Source organism: Actinocorallia longicatena (assembly GCF_039534125.1).
Lineage (GTDB): Bacteria > Actinomycetota > Actinomycetes > Streptosporangiales > Streptosporangiaceae > Actinocorallia > Actinocorallia longicatena.
Genome location: NZ_BAAAUV010000006.1, coordinates 311380 through 326820, shown reverse-complemented (window position 1 = coordinate 326820; position 15441 = coordinate 311380). Strand labels below are relative to the sequence as shown.

General features: G+C 70.7%; 14 protein-coding genes. 11 read left to right on the top strand and 3 right to left on the bottom strand.

The features are described 5' to 3' along the window. Positions 1 to 18: 18 nt before the first annotated feature. Positions 19 to 339: a DUF397 domain-containing protein gene (locus tag ABD785_RS14950; protein WP_425547770.1), complete on the bottom strand. Its 321-nt coding sequence runs from the start codon at positions 337 to 339 to the stop codon at positions 19 to 21. 132 nt (positions 340 to 471) lie between these two features. Here ABD785_RS14950 and ABD785_RS14945 point away from each other — a divergent pair, with 132 nt between their 5' ends. Together ABD785_RS14945 and ABD785_RS14940 are read left to right on the top strand one after the other, a co-directional pair. Beyond that, the gene (locus ABD785_RS14945; RefSeq protein ID WP_344828106.1) at positions 472 to 1323 is read left to right on the top strand and encodes a 3-methyladenine DNA glycosylase; all 852 of its coding nucleotides are present in this window, start codon (positions 472 to 474) and stop codon (positions 1321 to 1323) included. Further along, positions 1320 to 2036, top strand: coding sequence for an SDR family NAD(P)-dependent oxidoreductase (locus tag ABD785_RS14940; protein ID WP_344828101.1), 717 nt, complete (start codon positions 1320 to 1322; stop codon positions 2034 to 2036). Before ABD785_RS14945 ends, ABD785_RS14940 begins: the two co-directional genes overlap by 4 nt. A gap of 35 nt (positions 2037 to 2071) precedes the next feature. On the opposite strand, the gene ABD785_RS14935 is transcribed toward ABD785_RS14940, so the two are convergent. Beyond that, positions 2072 to 2665 (bottom strand): TetR/AcrR family transcriptional regulator, encoded by a 594-nt coding sequence (locus ABD785_RS14935; protein ID WP_344828096.1) that lies wholly within the window; start codon positions 2663 to 2665, stop codon positions 2072 to 2074. A gap of 58 nt (positions 2666 to 2723) precedes the next feature. Between ABD785_RS14935 and ABD785_RS14930 the strand changes: the two genes are divergently transcribed. Continuing rightward, entirely contained in the window at positions 2724 to 3914 is a 1191-nt protein-coding gene (locus ABD785_RS14930) for a cytochrome P450 (protein ID WP_344828091.1), read from the top strand. 40 nt (positions 3915 to 3954) lie between these two features. On the opposite strand, the gene kstD is transcribed toward ABD785_RS14930, so the two are convergent. Further along, a complete protein-coding gene (kstD, locus tag ABD785_RS14925) occupies positions 3955 to 5703 on the bottom strand; it encodes a 3-oxosteroid 1-dehydrogenase (protein ID WP_344828088.1) in 1749 nt (582 codons plus the stop codon). 498 nt (positions 5704 to 6201) lie between these two features. On the opposite strand from kstD, the gene ABD785_RS14920 reads away from it, so the two are divergent. From ABD785_RS14920 to ABD785_RS14885, 8 genes are all read left to right on the top strand, one after another. Further along, positions 6202 to 8262, top strand: a complete 2061-nt coding sequence (locus ABD785_RS14920) for a catalase (RefSeq protein ID WP_486303546.1) — start codon at positions 6202 to 6204, stop codon at positions 8260 to 8262. A 205-nt stretch (positions 8263 to 8467) separates the two neighbouring features. Continuing rightward, positions 8468 to 9307 (top strand): nitrilase-related carbon-nitrogen hydrolase, encoded by an 840-nt coding sequence (locus ABD785_RS14915; protein ID WP_344828080.1) that lies wholly within the window; start codon positions 8468 to 8470, stop codon positions 9305 to 9307. A gap of 23 nt (positions 9308 to 9330) precedes the next feature. After that, the gene (gene hydA / locus ABD785_RS14910; protein WP_344828076.1) at positions 9331 to 10731 is read left to right on the top strand and encodes a dihydropyrimidinase; all 1401 of its coding nucleotides are present in this window, start codon (positions 9331 to 9333) and stop codon (positions 10729 to 10731) included. An 11-nt stretch (positions 10732 to 10742) separates the two neighbouring features. Further along, the gene (locus ABD785_RS14905) at positions 10743 to 11750 is read left to right on the top strand and encodes a TIGR03842 family LLM class F420-dependent oxidoreductase (protein ID WP_344828072.1); all 1008 of its coding nucleotides are present in this window, start codon (positions 10743 to 10745) and stop codon (positions 11748 to 11750) included. Continuing rightward, positions 11747 to 12571: an ABC transporter permease gene (locus ABD785_RS14900; RefSeq protein WP_344828527.1), complete on the top strand. Its 825-nt coding sequence runs from the start codon at positions 11747 to 11749 to the stop codon at positions 12569 to 12571. The genes ABD785_RS14905 and ABD785_RS14900 overlap by 4 nt, the downstream gene beginning before the upstream one ends. Beyond that, positions 12568 to 13386, top strand: coding sequence for an ABC transporter ATP-binding protein (locus tag ABD785_RS14895; RefSeq protein WP_344828069.1), 819 nt, complete (start codon positions 12568 to 12570; stop codon positions 13384 to 13386). The genes ABD785_RS14900 and ABD785_RS14895 overlap by 4 nt, the downstream gene beginning before the upstream one ends. Next, positions 13383 to 14126 carry an ABC transporter permease gene (locus tag ABD785_RS14890; RefSeq protein ID WP_344828065.1) on the top strand — a complete coding sequence of 248 codons (744 nt, stop codon included), beginning with the start codon at positions 13383 to 13385 and terminating at the stop codon, positions 14124 to 14126. Before ABD785_RS14895 ends, ABD785_RS14890 begins: the two co-directional genes overlap by 4 nt. Before the next feature lie 52 nt (positions 14127 to 14178). After that, a complete protein-coding gene (locus ABD785_RS14885) occupies positions 14179 to 15297 on the top strand; it encodes an ABC transporter substrate-binding protein (protein ID WP_344828060.1) in 1119 nt (372 codons plus the stop codon). Positions 15298 to 15441 lie beyond the last annotated feature (144 nt).

The window sequence follows — 15441 nt, the reverse complement described above, 5'->3', positions numbered from 1 at the left end:
GCACTGCTCGTGGCCGGTTCAGGCGCTCGGGCTCAGTCTCGCATCATCGGCGGCGGTGGTCATCCCCGCGTGCTCGGGCACCGGCTGCAGCCCGCTGAGGGCGATCAGGTCGTCGAACTCGCCGTCCTTGGCGCCGCGCACGAAGGCGGCCAGCTCGTCCACGGTGAAGATCAGGGCGGGTCCGCCGGGGTGGCGGGAGTTGCGGACGGCGACCTCGGAGTCGGGCAGCTCCGCGACCTCGAGGCAGCTTCCACTGGGATTGCTGTGGCGGCTCTTGCGCCAGGCGGCCATGGTCAGCCACTGCGCCGGCATGCCGTTGAAGGCCTGCAGCATCCGCATCGCGTCACGCTCCTCCGGGATGGCCCGTGCTCGTCCCCTGCACGTGCATTTGTGTTCGCGTTTGGTTTTATCATCTGTGCTTGCGGATGAGCGAACAAAAGCAAAAAAGCCGTCTGAAACTAAGATGGGTCCGTGGAGGTTCTCGAAGCAGAGGTGTGGCAGGCCAGGGCAGCCGCCCACCGGGAGCGGCTGGACGGCCTGATCGGCCCGTACCTGGAGCAGCGCAGGGCGGGAGAGGCGCATCCCGTCGAGGACTTCCTGTTCACCTACTACGGTCATCGGCCCGGACGGCTCCTGGCCTGGCATCCCGGCGCGGGCGTCGCGCTGGCCGGGGCCGCCTCCCCTGGACCGCACTACCGGGACACCCCGCAGGGCGCGGTCGTCGACCTCGAGGCCCTGCTGCCGCGCCGGGAGAAGTCGATCACCTGGATCCGGGGCCTGCTGGCCGCCACCGCCTCCCGCCCGCCCCATCTGGGCTGCTTCGGCATGCACGAGTGGGCGATGGTCTACCGGCTGCCCCCCGGCGACGTGCGGCACGCGTCCTGGCCGCTGCGGCTGAGCCCCGGCGAGATCGCCGGGCTGGTCGAGGAGCGCGGCGCCCGGTGCAGCCACTTCGACGCCTTCCGCTTCTTCACCGAGCCCGCCCGGCCGCTGAACGCCCTCCAGCCCGTGCGGGAGACCCAGCACGAGCTGGAACAGCCGGGCTGCCTGCACGCGACCATGGACCTCTACAAGTGGGCGTTCAAGCTGTCGCCGCTGGTGCCGAGCGAGCTCGTCGCGGACTGTTTCGAGCTGGCCAGGGACGTCCGGGCGATGGACATGAAGGCCAGCCCCTACGACCTGCGCGAGCTCGGTTACGCGCCGATCCGGGTCGAGACGCCCGAGGGGCGGGCGGAGTACGCGACGGCCCAGCGGTCCTTCACGGTCCGTGCGGCACCCCTGCGCGAACGGCTGATCAAGGAGTGCGATTCACTGCTGGCGTGAGCCGTGTGGTGATGGTGACGGGATCGGCGCGCGGCATCGGCGCCGCGGTGGCGCGGGGCTTCGAGGCCGCCGGGGACACGGTCCTGGGCTGCGACCTGCGCGAGGGGCCCGGTGTGAGCGTGCTGGACGTCCGCGACGCCGAGGCCGTGAGCGCGTGGGCGGAGTCGGCGCGCGCCGCGCACGGCCGGGTCGACGTGCTGGTCAACAACGCGGGCGGCACCTTCCACGCCCCGTTCCTGGAGGTCTCGGCCAAGGGCGAGGAGACCCTGATCGCCGAGAACTTCACCCAGGTCACGAGGCTGATCAGGCTGGTGGTCCCGCTGATGGGCCCCGGGTCGTCGATCGTCAACGTCACCTCGTCGGAGGCTCATCAGGCGGCGCCGGGCTTCGCGGTCTACGCGGCGATGAAGGCGGCCCTGGCCTCGCTGACCCGCTCGCTGGCCCTGGAGCTGGCCCCGCTCGGCATCCGGGTCAACGCCGTCGCGCCCGACGCCATCGCCACCGAGGGGGAGGAAGGGGCGCGGGCCGGGATGCTGGCCGCGGCCCCGCTCTACGACCCGGTGCGGACGCCGCCGCTCGGCCATCTGGGCACCCCGGACGACGCCGCCGCGGTGGTGGCCTTCCTGGCCTCGCCCGCCGCCCGTTTCGTCACCGGCACCACCCTGCACGTCGACGGCGGCATCTGGGCCGCGGGAGGCTGGCGCAGGACCTGAGCCGCACCGACGGCGCACGCGGGCCGGGCCCGGTGTCAGGCGCGGAGGGCCGCGGTGAGCATCGCGTTCAGGTTCGCGGTGAAGGCCTCGTGGCCGAGGAGATGGGGTTCGGGACGGGCCGCGCGGTCGGCCAGCGCGGCGGTCAGGAACGAGATGAAGGCGGCGACCCGCTCCAGGGCGAGCGGCTCGGGCAGGAACGCCAGGCAGGCCTGCTCCAGCAGCTTGAGCTGGCGGGCGATGGCGGTGCCGTCGATCAGGGCGGGGACCGCATGGGTCCGCACGCCGGCCCGCCCGGCGACCTGGGCGATGACCCGCAGGAACCAGCGCCCCTCCTCGGTCAGGAGCTCGGCCGAGATCGGGTCGGCGATGGCGGCGACGATCACCGCGAGATCGGCGGAGTCCAGCACGGTGGCGGCCCTGACCGGCTCCATGCGCTCGACGCCCGCCCGGAGGATCGCCTCCAGCAGCCCCTGACGCGATCCGAAGTGGTAGGTGATCGCCGAGTCGTTGCCCTGGCCGGCCAGCTTGACGATGTCGCGGGTGCGGGCGGCGTCGATGCCCTCGGTCGCGAAGAGCCGCGCGCCCGCGTTCAGCAGCAGCTCCCTGGTGACCCTTGCGTCCTTCGCCACCCGGTGATAGTAACAGGATGTGTTAATAACGACTCCCGTTAGAACGAGAGGCGCCCCCGTGCTCTACGACCCGTTCGACCCGGCGTTCCAGGCCGACCCCTACCCGGCCTACCGCGAGCTGCGCGACCACGACCCGGTCCACCGGCACCCGAGGCCGCACTACTGGGCGCTGTCCCGGTTCGAGGACATCTGGCAGGCCGTCCGCGACCCGGAGACCTTCTCCTCCGCGCAGGGACTGACCTTCCTTCCCAACGAGATCGAGGCGCTCGGCCTGGCCCCGACGATGGTGATGCTCGACCCGCCCCGCCACACCCAGCTGCGCCGGCTGATCAGCGCCGGGTTCACCCCGCGCCGGGTCGCCGCGCTGGAGGACCTGCTGCGCGGCTTCGTCCGGGACCGGCTGGCCCTGATGGAGCGCAAGACGGCCGACGGGGAGACCGCCGACCTGCACCGCGACTTCGCCTCGCCGATCCCCACCTTCGCCCTGGCCCATCTGCTGGGCGTCCCGGAGGCCGACCGGGCGAGGTTCGACCCGTGGGTGGCCGCCCTGGTCACCATCCAGGACGAGGGCCTCGACCTCGACGACGAGCCGGGCGTGGCGGCCGTCGCGGAGATGTTCGCCTACTTCGGCTCCCTCATCACCGCCCGCCGCGAGGAGCCCACCGACGACATGATCTCGGCCCTGGCCGCCGCGGAGATCGACGGTGACCGCCTCACCGACTGGGACATCCTCGGCTTCTGCTTCGTCATGGTCGCGGGCGGCAACGACACCACCGGCAACCTCATCTCGCACGCCGTCACGCTCCTCGACCAGTACCCCGACCAGCGCGCCCGGCTGGTCGCGGACCTCGGCCTCATCCCCGCCGCCCTGACGGAGTTCCTCCGTGTGGAGGGATCGGTCCAGGCGCTGGCGCGCACGACCACGCGGCCGGTCACGATCCACGGCACCGAGATCCCCGAGGGCGAGAAGGTCCTCATGCTCTACGGCTCCGCCAACCGCGATCCCCGCGAGTTCGGCCCCACCGCGGACGTCCTCGACATCACCCGGAGGATCCCCCGCCATCTCGGCTTCGCCACGGGCCCGCACTTCTGCATCGGCTCCCATCTGGCCAGGCTCCAGGCCCGGGTCGCCCTGGAGGAGCTCTACCTGCGCCATCCGTCCGCCGGTGTCGACCTGGCCGCCGCCCGGCGGATCAGCTCCCCCTTCACCCGCGGCTGGGACGCCCTCCCCGCGGCCGGCCTGTCCTGAACGTCCCGGAGGCCGGGATCCGGCCTCCGGGACGGGCGGCTCAGATGTCCTTGGCGGCGATGTAGCCGAAGGTCATCGCGGGGCCGATGGTGGAGCCGGCGCCGGCGTAGCTGTGGCCCATGACGGCGCTGGAGCAGTTGCCCGCGGCGTAGAGGCCGGGGATGACCTGGCCCGCGCCGTTGAGGACGCGGGCGCGGGCGTCGGTCTCCATGCCGCCCTTGGTGCCCAGGTCCCCCGGAACGATCTTGAAGGCGTAGAAGGGCGGGACGAGCAGCGGGGCCAGGCAGGAGTTCGGCTTGATGCCCGGGTCGGTGAAGTAGTGGTCGTAGACGGAGTCGCCGCGCTTGAAGTCGGTGTCCTTGCCGGTCGTGGCGAACCAGTTGAACCGGGTGTAGGTGTTCCAGAAGTTGGAGCGGGGGACACCGATCTGGTCGGCGAGCTCGGGGATCGTCCAGGCCTTCTTGAGGGCGCCCGAGGCGTACCAGGAGTCGGGGAAGGGGAAGGTCGGCGCGAGGTCCTTGAACAGGTAGCGGTTGCGGTAGTTCTGGTCGATGATCAGCCACGACGGGATGTCGGGGGCCGTGCCGTTCTTCTCGTACATGACGTGGACGACGTCGCTGTAGGGGGCGGCCTCGTTCACGAACCTCCTGCCCTGCTGGTTGACGATGAAGCCGCCGGGCAGGGTGCGCTCGGCGAGGCAGAAGTAGGGCTCGTCGGGCAGCGGGATGGCCGGTCCCCACCAGGAGTCCTCCATCAGGGAGACCTTCGCTCCGGCCGCGATCCCGGCGAGGATGCCGTCGCCGGTGTTGGAGGAGGCGCCGACCGTCCAGGCGGTGCCGATGGGATGCTGCTGGTAGGTGGAGCGCATCGCGGCGTTGTGCTCGAATCCGCCGGAGCACACGATGACGCCCCGGGTGGCGTTGACGGTCGTCGCGGCGCCGTTCCTGGTGACCGTCACGCCGGTGACCCGGCCCGAGGCGTCGTGGAGGAGCGCGGTGAGCGGGCTGCTCAGCCATACCGGGACGTTCGCCTGCATCAGCCCGACCCGCAGCCCGCCCGCGAGCGCCTGGCCCATCGTCATGGGGTCCTTACCCTCGAGCTTGGCCTGGGTCCACCGCGCGACGGTCTGCGCCGACACGGCCGCCCCCGTGGCGCTGACGGCGACGATGTTCAGCCACCGGTACTCGTGGCTGTAGATCGTCACTCCGCTCGGAGTCGGGATGTAGGCGGGGTTGAGGTTGGCCTTCTCGGCGCCGAGCAGGTTCCCGTCGAACATCTTCGGCTCGATCGACCGGCCGCCCGGCAGCCCGCCGGCCTTCTCCGGGTAGTAGTCGGAGTAACCCTCCATCCAGATGAACCGCGACGGGCTGTTCGCCATGACGAAGTCCAGCATCTCGGGGCCCTTGGCCAGGAACGCGGCCTTCCGGTCGGCCGGGACTCCGCTCCCGACGACGGCGTCGAGGTAGGTGGCGGCCTTGGCCGGGGTGTCCGGCACCCCGGCGGCCAGGATCACCGAGTTGTTCGGCAGCCAGATCCCTGCGCCGGACCGCGCCGCGGACCCGCCGAACTTGGCGGCCTTCTCGACCACGAGCACCGACAGACCCCGCTTCGCGGCGGTCAGCGCCGCCGTCATCCCGGCCGCACCCGACCCGACCACGACGACGTCATAGGTGGCCGCCGCGGCGGCGCGGGCGGAATGGGGGAGGACGGCCACCCCGACGAGAGAGCCGAGGGCTCCGCCGAGGATCTGGCGTCTGGACGGCTGCCAGGGGGATGCGGACACGGGCATGGGGGTGCCTTTCGACGCGAGGACCGTGGGGGACACCCTCGCGCCGGGTGCCTGTGACCTGAGTCACGGGCACAGGATCCGTTCACTCCCGGCCCTTTGTCAACATCCATTCCGCAGCGGCCGGCGGGCCGAACCTGGTCACCGATCGGCGGACCCCCGCCCTCTGACCGGGCCGGGACGAAGTGGGCGCCCGAGGTGAGAGGGGCGGCTCGCTGGGTAGGGGCGCAGACCCGGGCACAAACCGATCGTGTTCACACAACTACTATAAGTAGTCATGTAAGTGGCTATTTTTCCTGAGGAGGGGCTGTGGCTGAGAAGAATCGGGTGAAGGCCGTGGTGGAGGCGTTGACGGAGCACGGTGCCGAGGTGGAGATCCCCGGACGTCCCGGAAGCCGGAGCCCGGCGGTCGGTGAGCCCACCGAACCGGCGGGTCCGCTGCCGCCCAAGCCCGACCAGCGCGGGCCGGAGCCCAGGACGCCGACGGGGCGGAGGGACGGGATCCCGCCGGAGGCCAACGGGCAGGGCGGGGAGTTCCTGACGACGGCGCAGGGGCTGCGGGTGCGGGACTCCGACCACTCGCTGAAGGCGGGGGCCCGGGGGCCGGTGCTGCTCCAGGACCATCATCTGCGCGAGAAGATCACGCATTTCGATCATGAACGGATTCCGGAGCGGGTGGTTCACGCCCGTGGCGCCGCCGCCCACGGCGTCTTCAAGGGATACGGGACGGCCTCGGCGGTCACCCGGGCGGCCTTCCTCGGCAAGGACGTCGAGACGCCGGTGTTCGTGCGGTTCTCCACGGTGCTGGGCTCGCGCGGCTCGGCGGACACCGTCCGCGACACCCGCGGGTTCGCGACGAAGTTCTACACCGACGAGGGCGTGTTCGACCTGGTGGGCAACAACATCCCGGTCTTCTTCATCCAGGACGCGATCAAGTTCCCCGACGTCATCCACGCGGGCAAGCCGCATCCGGACCGGGAGATCCCGCAGGCCCAGAGCGCGCACGACACGTTCTGGGACTTCGTGTCCCTGCACACCGAGGCCACGCACCACACGATCTGGAACATGTCCGACCGGGGCATCCCGCGCTCCTACCGGACGATGGAGGGCTTCGGCATCCACACCTTCCGGCTGGTCGACGCCGACGGCGGGACGAGCCTGGTCAAGTGGCACTGGAAGCCCAGGGCGGGCGTCCACTCGCTGGTGTGGGAGGAGGCCCAGCTGATCAACGGCATGGATCCCGACTTCCACCGCCGGGACCTGGCCGACGCCATCGAGGCCGGCGCGTTCCCGCAGTGGGAGCTGGGCGTCCAGGTCTTCCCCGACACCCCCGACCAGATGTTCGAGGGCGTCGACCTGCTCGACCCGACCAAGCTCGTCCCCGAGGAACTGGCACCGGTGCAGCCGGTCGGCCTGATGACGCTGAACGCCAACCCGCTGAACTACTTCGCCGAGACCGAGCAGGTCGCCTTCCACCCCGGCCACCTGGTGCCGGGCATCGACATCACCGACGACCCGCTGCTGACGGGGCGCCTGTTCTCCTATCTCGACACCCAGATCAGCCGGCTGGGCGGCCCGAACTTCGCCCAGCTCCCGATCAACCGCACCCACGCGCCCGTCAACGACATGCTCCGCGACGGCATGCACCAGACCGCCGTCCACTCCGGAGCCGCGCCCTACAAGCCCAACTCCCTCGACGGGGGCTGCCCGTTCTTCGCCGGAGCGGCCGAGGGCGGCTACACCGAGGCGCCCGTGGCGATCCCGGCGGCGCACAAGGTCCGGGAGGCCCCGGCCTCGTTCGACGACCACTTCAGCCATGCCCGCCGGTTCTGGCTCAGCCTCACCCCGGCCGAGCGGGAGCACGTGATCGCCGCCTACACCTTCGAGCTGTCCAAGGTCTGGGAGCCGGCCATCAGGGAGCGCAACCTGGGCGTCCTGGCCAACATCGACCCGGTCCTGTGCCAGGAGGTCGCCGCGGGCCTCGGACTGCCGGCGCCCGGCCCGTCCGTGCCGCTCGCCGAGGTCGAGCCCAGCCCCGCCCTGTCGCAGCTCGGCGGCGAATGGCCGGTCGCCGGCCGGGTCATCGGGATCGTCGCCGGGCCCGGGAGCGACCTGAACGCCCTGCGCACGGTCCGCCGCGCGATCCTGGACGGCGGCATGGTGCCCCTGGTCATCGCCCCGAACGGCGCCCCGCTCTCCGGAGACGGGGCCGAGGAGATCGAGGCCCAGCGGACCTTCGCCAACGCCCGCTCCGTGGAGTTCGACGCCCTGCTCGTCGCCGGGGCACCGGCCCCGGGCGACGACGCGAAGGGGGCCCGTGACGCCAAGGCGGGCATCGCGGGAACCGCCGTCGACCCGCGCGTGCGGCTGATGCTGGCCGAGGCCTTCCGGCACGCCAAGGCGATCGGCGGCTGGGCGAACGCCTCCGCGGCGATCGAGGCGGCCGGGATCCCCGCGGGCTCCGCCGGCGTGGTCCTGGCGGACGAGCCCCGGCTCGTCTGGGAACAGATCACCGGCCTCCTGGCGCGGCACCGCGTCTGGGACCGCTTCCCCGCCGCCTGATCCCGGCGCCCGGTCCCTCCGGGGGCCGGGCGCACCGGTGGCGAAGAGGACGCGACCACGCAGGACGCGCGGCCGGACACGTTGGGCAAGGATCCGTAACGATCTCTGAACGTGGGCGTAACAAGGCTGTCCCCTTCCGGCCGCTAACGTCCGAACCGTTGCGGGCACGGGTATACCGCTAGATCTACTGAAGGAGGGGAGCGTGATGTCCGAAGTCATCCGCGCGGCCCTGGTCCAGACGACCTGGACGGGCGACAAGGAATCGATGATCAAGGCCCACGAGGACTACGCCAGGCAGGCGGCGGCCCAGGGCGCGAAGGTCATCTGTTTCCAGGAGCTGTTCTACGGCCCCTACTTCTGCCAGGTCCAGGACCCGGAGTACTACGAGTACGCCGAGTCCGTGCCCGGCCCGACCACCGAGCGGTTCCAGGCCCTCGCGGCCGAACTCGGCATGGTCATGGTCCTGCCGATGTACGAGCAGGAGCAGCCCGGGGTGCTCTACAACACCGCGGCCGTCGTCGACGCCGACGGTTCCTACCTGGGCAAGTACCGCAAGAACCACATCCCGCAGGTGAAGGGGTTCTGGGAGAAGTTCTACTTCCGGCCGGGGAACCTCGGCTACCCGGTGTTCGACACCGCCGTCGGGAAGATCGGCGTCTACATCTGCTACGACCGGCACTTCCCCGAGGGCTGGCGGGCGCTCGGCCTCAACGGCGCGCGCATCGTGTTCAACCCGTCGGCGACCTCGCGCGGGCTCAGTTCCTACCTGTGGCAGCTCGAGCAGCCCGCCTCCGCGGTCGCCAACGAGTACTTCATCGGCGCGATCAACCGGGTCGGCATCGAGGACCTCGGTGACAACGACTTCTACGGCCAGACCTACTTCGTGGACCCCGAGGGCAAGTTCGTGGGGGACGTGGCCGACACCCACGACCCCGAACTCGTCATCCGGGATCTCGACATGAGCCTGCTGGAGACCGTCCGCGACCGCTGGCAGTTCTACCGCGACCGCCGTCCCGACGCCTACGGCGACCTGACCGCACCCTGACTTTCCGATAAGGAGGCATACGTATGACCCTTCTCGTGAAGAACGGGACGGTTGTGGGTCCGTCGGGGACCTTCGTCGCCGACGTCCTGGTGGACCAGGAGAAGATCGTCGCCCTGACGGCACCGGGCCTGACGCAGGACGCGGACACGGTCATCGACGCGTCCGGGAAGTACGTCATCCCCGGCGGCATCGACGCCCACACGCACATGGAGCTGCCCTTCGGCGGCACCGCCGCCAGCGACACCTTCGAGACCGGGACTGCCGCCGCCGCCTGGGGCGGCACCACCACGATCATCGACTTCTCGGTCCAGCGCACCGGCGAGTCGGTCTTCGACGGGCTCGCCGCCTGGCACGCCAAGGCCGAGGGCAACTGCCACATCGACTACGCCTTCCACCAGATCCTCGGCGGCGTCGACGCGGACGCCCTCAAGGCCATGGACACCCTCGTCAACGACGAGGGCATCACCAGCTTCAAGCTGTTCATGGCCTACCCGGGCGTCTTCTACAGCGACGACGGCCAGATCCTGCGCGCCATGCAGAAGGCCCGCGACAACGGCGCGATGATCATGATGCACGCCGAGAACGGCCCGGCCATCGACGTCCTGGTGGCCCAGGCGCTGGAACGCGGCGAGACCGATCCGATCTATCACGGCATCACCCGCCCGGCCGCCCTGGAGACCGAGGCCACCAGCCGGGCGATCTCGCTGGCCGAGGTCGCCAGGGACACGCCGCTCTACATCGTCCACCTGTCGGCCAGCGGCGCCCTCGCCAAGGTCGCCGAGGCCCGCGACGCGGGCCGCAACGTCTTCGCCGAGACCTGCCCGCAGTACCTCTACCTGACGCTCGAGGACCAGCTCGGCGCGCCGGGTTTCGAGGGCGCCAAGTGGGTCTGCTCGACGCCGCTGCGCTCCAAGCACGAGAGCCACGGCCGGGACCTGTGGCGGGGCCTGAAGACCAACGACCTGTCGATCGTCTCGACCGACCACTGCCCCTTCTGCTTCAAGGACCAGAAGGAACTGGGCGTCGGCGACTTCTCCAAGATCCCCAACGGGATCGGCGGGGTCGAGCACCGGGTCGACCTGCTCTACCAGGGCGTCGTCGACAAGAAGATCTCGCTCGAACGCTGGGTGGAGACCATCTCCACCACTCCGGCCCGAATGTTCGGCCTCTACCCGCGCAAGGGCGCGATCGCGGTCGGCTCCGACGCCGACATCGTCGTGTACGACCCGGACGGCACCACCCGGATCAGCGTCGACACCCACCACATGAACATGGACCACTCCGCCTACGAGGGTTACGAGATCGCCGGAAAGGTCGACACCGTCATCAGCCGCGGGACCGTCCTGCTCCAGGACGGCAAGTACCACGGCAAGCCCGGACACGGCCGCTTCCTCAAGCGCGACCTGTCCTCCTATCTGGTTTAGGGGGGACGCCCATGGACATCGGCGTCGTATTCCAGCTGGACCCGCCCGCCTCCGCGGTGGTCGACCTGTCGGTCAAGGCCGAGCGGGCGGGGTTCAGCCACGTGTGGAGCTTCGACTCCCACCTGCTGTGGCAGGAACCGTTCGTCATCTACAGCCAGATCCTGGACCGGACCGAACGGGTGATCGTCGGGCCGATGGTCACCAACCCCGGCACCCGCGACTGGACCGTGACGGCGTCGGCCTTCGCCACGCTCAACGAGATGTACGGCAACAGGACGGTCTGCGGCATCGGCCGCGGCGACTCCGCGCTGCGCACCCTCGGGCTCAAGCCGACCACCATCAAGGAGCTCGGCGAGTGCGTGACGGCCATCCGCGAGCTGGCCGCGGGCCGGGTCGCGGACGTCCGCGGCCGGGAGATCCACTTCCCGTGGGTCGCGGAGGGCTCGGAGCTCGAGGTGTGGGTCGCGGCGTACGGGCCGCGCGCCCTCGCCCTGACCGGTGAGGTCGGCGACGGCTTCATCCTCCAGCTCGCCGACCCCGACATCGTCGCCTGGACGATCGCGGCCGTCCGGGCGTCGGCGGAGAAGGCCGGACGCGACCCCGACGCCATCACGTTCTGTGTCGCCGCCCCCGCCTACGTCGGCGACGACCTGGCCCACCAGCGCGACCAGACCCGCTGGTTCGGCGGCATGGTCGGCAACCACATCGCCGACATCGTCGACCGGTACGGCGGCGACGGATCGGCGGTCCCGCAGGCCCTCACCGACTACATCAAGGGCCGGCAGGGCTACGACTACGCCGAGCACGGCCGGGCGGGCAACACCCACACCGACTTCGTGCCCGACGACATCGTCGACCGGTTCTGCCTGCTCGGCCCGGTGGAGAACCATCTGGCCCGGCTGCGGGAGCTGCGCGACCTGGGCGTCGACCAGTTCGCGGTCTACCTCCAGCACGACGACAAGGAGCACACCCTCGCCGCGTACGGCGAGCACGTCATCCCGGTGGTCTCTTCTTGGTGAAGCGGACCGCGGGCTCCCTGGCCCTGGTGGCGTCGGCCGCCGGGGCCTGGGAGCTGTACAAGGCGATCGGATCCGCCGACGGGACGTCCGTCGGCGGGGTCCGGGTGCTGCCGCGCGCCGACGACGCGGCCATGCCGCACCTGTGGACGGTGCTGCACCGGCTCGGCGAACCCGAGCTCAACGGCGGGGCGCCGATCTGGGAGGTGCTGGTCAAAGCCTGCCTGACGACCCTCGGGATCGTCTCGGCGGGGTTCGCCGCCGGGGCCCTGGTCGGGCTGGCGCTGGCGGTCCTGATGGAGCGGTCCTCCTTCGCCGAGCGGGGACTGCTGCCCTACGTGGTGCTGTCGCAGACCGTTCCGCTGGTCGCGCTCGCGCCGGTCATCGCGGGCTGGGGCGGGCAGCTCATGCCGCAGTGGGCGACGGTCTCCGTCATCGCGGCCTATCTGGCGTTCTTCCCGGTCGCGGTCGGGATGCTGCGCGGGCTCCAGTCGCCGTCCGCGGAGGCCGTCGAGCTGATGGACAGCTACTCGGCCGGCTGGTGGAAGACCCTTGTCAAGCTGCGGATGCCGGCCTCGCTGCCCTACCTGTTCCCCGCGCTGAAGCTGGCGGGGGCGGCGGCCGTCGTCGGCGCCGTGGTGGGGGAGATCTCCACCGGGACGCGCGGCGGCATCGGCCGGCTGGTCATCGAGTACTCGCGGGAGGCGACCACCGACCCGGCGAAGGTCTACACGGCGATGCTCGGCGCGGCCCTGCTCGGGCTGGCCGTGACCGGGGTTCTGACGCTCGCGCAGCGTCTGCTGATCAAGGAGATCCGCACATGATCGAGTTGTCCGGGGTGACCAAGGTGTTCAACCCGGGTCGGGCCGGCGAGGTGACGGCCGTGGCCGCGGCGGACCTGACCGTCGCCGCGGGGGAGTTCGTCTCCCTCATCGGGCCCTCGGGCTGCGGCAAGAGCACGCTGCTGCGGCTGATCGCCGATCTCGTGCCGCCCAGCTCGGGCACGGTGACCGTCGCGGGGAAGCCCGCGGCGAGGGCCCGGCGCGACCGCGACTACGGGATGGTGTTCCAGAAGGCCGGACTGTTCGACTGGCGGACCGTGCGGCGCAACGTGGAACTGCCGCTGGAACTGCGCGGGACGGGACGCTCGGAGCGGCACGCCCGCGCGGCAGAGATGCTGGAGCTGGTCGGGCTGAGCGAGTTCGCCTCGCACTATCCGGCACAGCTCTCCGGCGGGATGCAGCAGCGGGTGTCGATCGCCAGGGCGCTGGCGGACGCGCCGCCGCTGCTGCTCATGGACGAGCCGTTCGGGGCCCTGGACGAGATGACCAGGGAGCGCCTCCAGGGCGAGCTGCTGCGGATCTGCGCGGCGACCGGGACCACGGTCGTGTTCGTCACCCACTCCATCGACGAGGCGGTGTTCCTGTCCGGCAGGGTCGCGGTCATGTCGGCCCGGCCGGGACGGATCACCGACGTCATCGACGTCGATCTCGGGGAGCGCACCGAGGCCGTCCGGCAGGCACCGGAGTACTTCGGGTACGTGACCGCGGTCCGGCAGGCGCTGCGCGGCCCCGCGGCGGCGGTGCCGGAACAGGCGGGCCCCGCCGAGTCCGCCCCGGCCGTGCGGGCGGAGAAGTGAAGGTCCTCGCGCCCGTCGTCGTCGGGCTGACCGCGCTCGGGCTCTGGGAGCTGTTCGTGCGGGCCGGGAACGTGGCCTCCTACGTGCTGCCCGCCCCGTCGGCGATCTACCGGGAACTGGCGGAGGATCCCGACATCATCGGGAAGGCCGGGCTGGCCAGCGGGACCAACGCGCTGATCGGGCTGATCGCCGGGGTGGTCGTCGCGCTGGCCGCCGCGCTCGTGGCGTCCAGGTTCGGGGCGCTCGGCGAGATCTCCGCACCGGTCGTCGCCGCGATGAACGCGCTGCCGATCATCGCGCTGGCACCGATCCTGAACAACATGTTCGAGTCGACCAGCAGCATCCCGCGCAGAGCCGTCGTCGCGCTGGTCGTGTTCTTTCCCGTCTTCCTCAACACGCTGCGGGGGCTCCAGCGCGTCGACCCGACGCACCAGGAGCTCATGGACTCCTACGCGGCCGGGCCGTGGGCGTTCAACCGGCACGTCCGGCTGCCGGGTGCGCTGCCGTTCTTCTTCACCGGGCTGCGGCAGGCGTCCTCGCTGGCCGTCATCGCCGCGGTCGTCTCGGAGTACTTCGGCGGTCTCCAGGACGGTCTCGGCTCCCGCATCACCTCCGCCGCCGCCAACACCGCCTACCCCCGCGCGTGGGCCTTCGTGGTCGGGGCCTGCGTCCTCGGCCTGATCTTCTACGTCTGCGCGCTCCTGATCGAACGGTTCTCCACCCCCTGGAAGACCGTCTAGCGGTACCCCCAAGTCCTCCCACCCCACCGAGAGACCCCCGGAGGATCCACCCGTGAAGAGAACCCTTTCCCTGCTCATGGCGGCCGTGCTGCTCACCGGCTGCGGCACCGCCGACGAAGAGAAGAAGACCGGCACCCCCGCGTCCGGTCCCGTCAAGGTGAAACTCCAGCTGCAGTGGTTCGTGCAGGCGCAGTTCGCCGGATACATCGCCGCCGTCGAGAAGGGCTTCTACAAGGAGCAGGGCCTGGACGTGGAGATCGTCGAGGGCGGGGTGGACATCGTGCCGCAGACCGTCCTGGCCCAGGGCCGCGCCGACTTCGCGGTGTCGTGGGTGCCGAAGGCGCTCGCCTCCCGAGAACAGGGCGCCCAGATCACCGATGTCGGCCAGATCTTCCAGCGCTCCGGCACCTACCAGGTGTCCTTCGCCGACAGCGGGATCTCCGCGCCCGGCGACCTGAAGGGCAAGAAGGTCGGCAACTGGGGCTTCGGCAACGAGTACGAGCTGTTCGCCGCCCTCACCAAGGCGGGGCTCGACCCCGGCAAGGACGTCAAGCTCGTCCAGCAGCAGTTCGACATGCAGGCCCTGCTCCGCAAGGACATCGACGCCGCGCAGGCCATGTCCTACAACGAGTTCGCGCAGCTCCTCGAGGCCGAGAACCCCAAGACCGGGAAGCTGTACCAGCCGTCGGACTTCAAGGTCCTCGACTGGAACGAGGTCGGCACCTCGATGCTCCAGGACGCGGTCTGGGCCTCCACCGAGAAGCTCAAGGACCCGGCCTACCAGGACACGACGGTCAAGTTCCTGACCGGCACGATCAAGGGCTGGACGTACTGCCGGGACCACGCCGCCGAGTGCCGTGACATGGTCGTCGCCAAGGGCTCCAAGCTCGGCGCCAGCCACCAGCTCTGGCAGGTCAACGAGGTCAACAAGCTCATCTGGCCGTCCCCCGGCGGCATCGGCCTGATCAACGAGGCCGACTGGAAGCGCACCGTCGACCTCGCCCTCGGCACCAAGAACGCCGACGGCAAGACCGTCATCACCAAGGCCCCCGAGGGCCTCGCCTACACCAACGAGTACATCACCAAGGCGCTCGCCGCGCTGGGCTCCGAGGACACCAAGGGCGCCTCGTTCAAGCCCGAGACCGTCACCCTCAACGCCGGCGGAAAGTGATCGCGGGCCGGTGCGTCCCGCCGGGACGCACCGGCCGCGGTGCCCGCAATCAGCGGTTGGACGCTTGCTTGACGGCCGGGAAATCCCGGGCTTAGCTTCCCCTCGTTCGGCGAAACCGACCCGGAAGGCAAGGAAATGCGCAAG

Coding starts and splice junctions, on each gene's coding strand:
- ABD785_RS14950 (WP_425547770.1), bottom strand. CDS start 339: ATGCGGATGCTGCAGGCCTTCAACGGCATGCCGGCGCAGTGGCTGACC.
- kstD (WP_344828088.1), bottom strand. CDS start 5,703: ATGCCCGTGTCCGCATCCCCCTGGCAGCCGTCCAGACGCCAGATCCTC.
- ABD785_RS14915 (WP_344828080.1), top strand. CDS start 8,468: ATGTCCGAAGTCATCCGCGCGGCCCTGGTCCAGACGACCTGGACGGGC.
- hydA (WP_344828076.1), top strand. CDS start 9,331: ATGACCCTTCTCGTGAAGAACGGGACGGTTGTGGGTCCGTCGGGGACC.
- ABD785_RS14905 (WP_344828072.1), top strand. CDS start 10,743: ATGGACATCGGCGTCGTATTCCAGCTGGACCCGCCCGCCTCCGCGGTG.
- ABD785_RS14895 (WP_344828069.1), top strand. CDS start 12,568: ATGATCGAGTTGTCCGGGGTGACCAAGGTGTTCAACCCGGGTCGGGCC.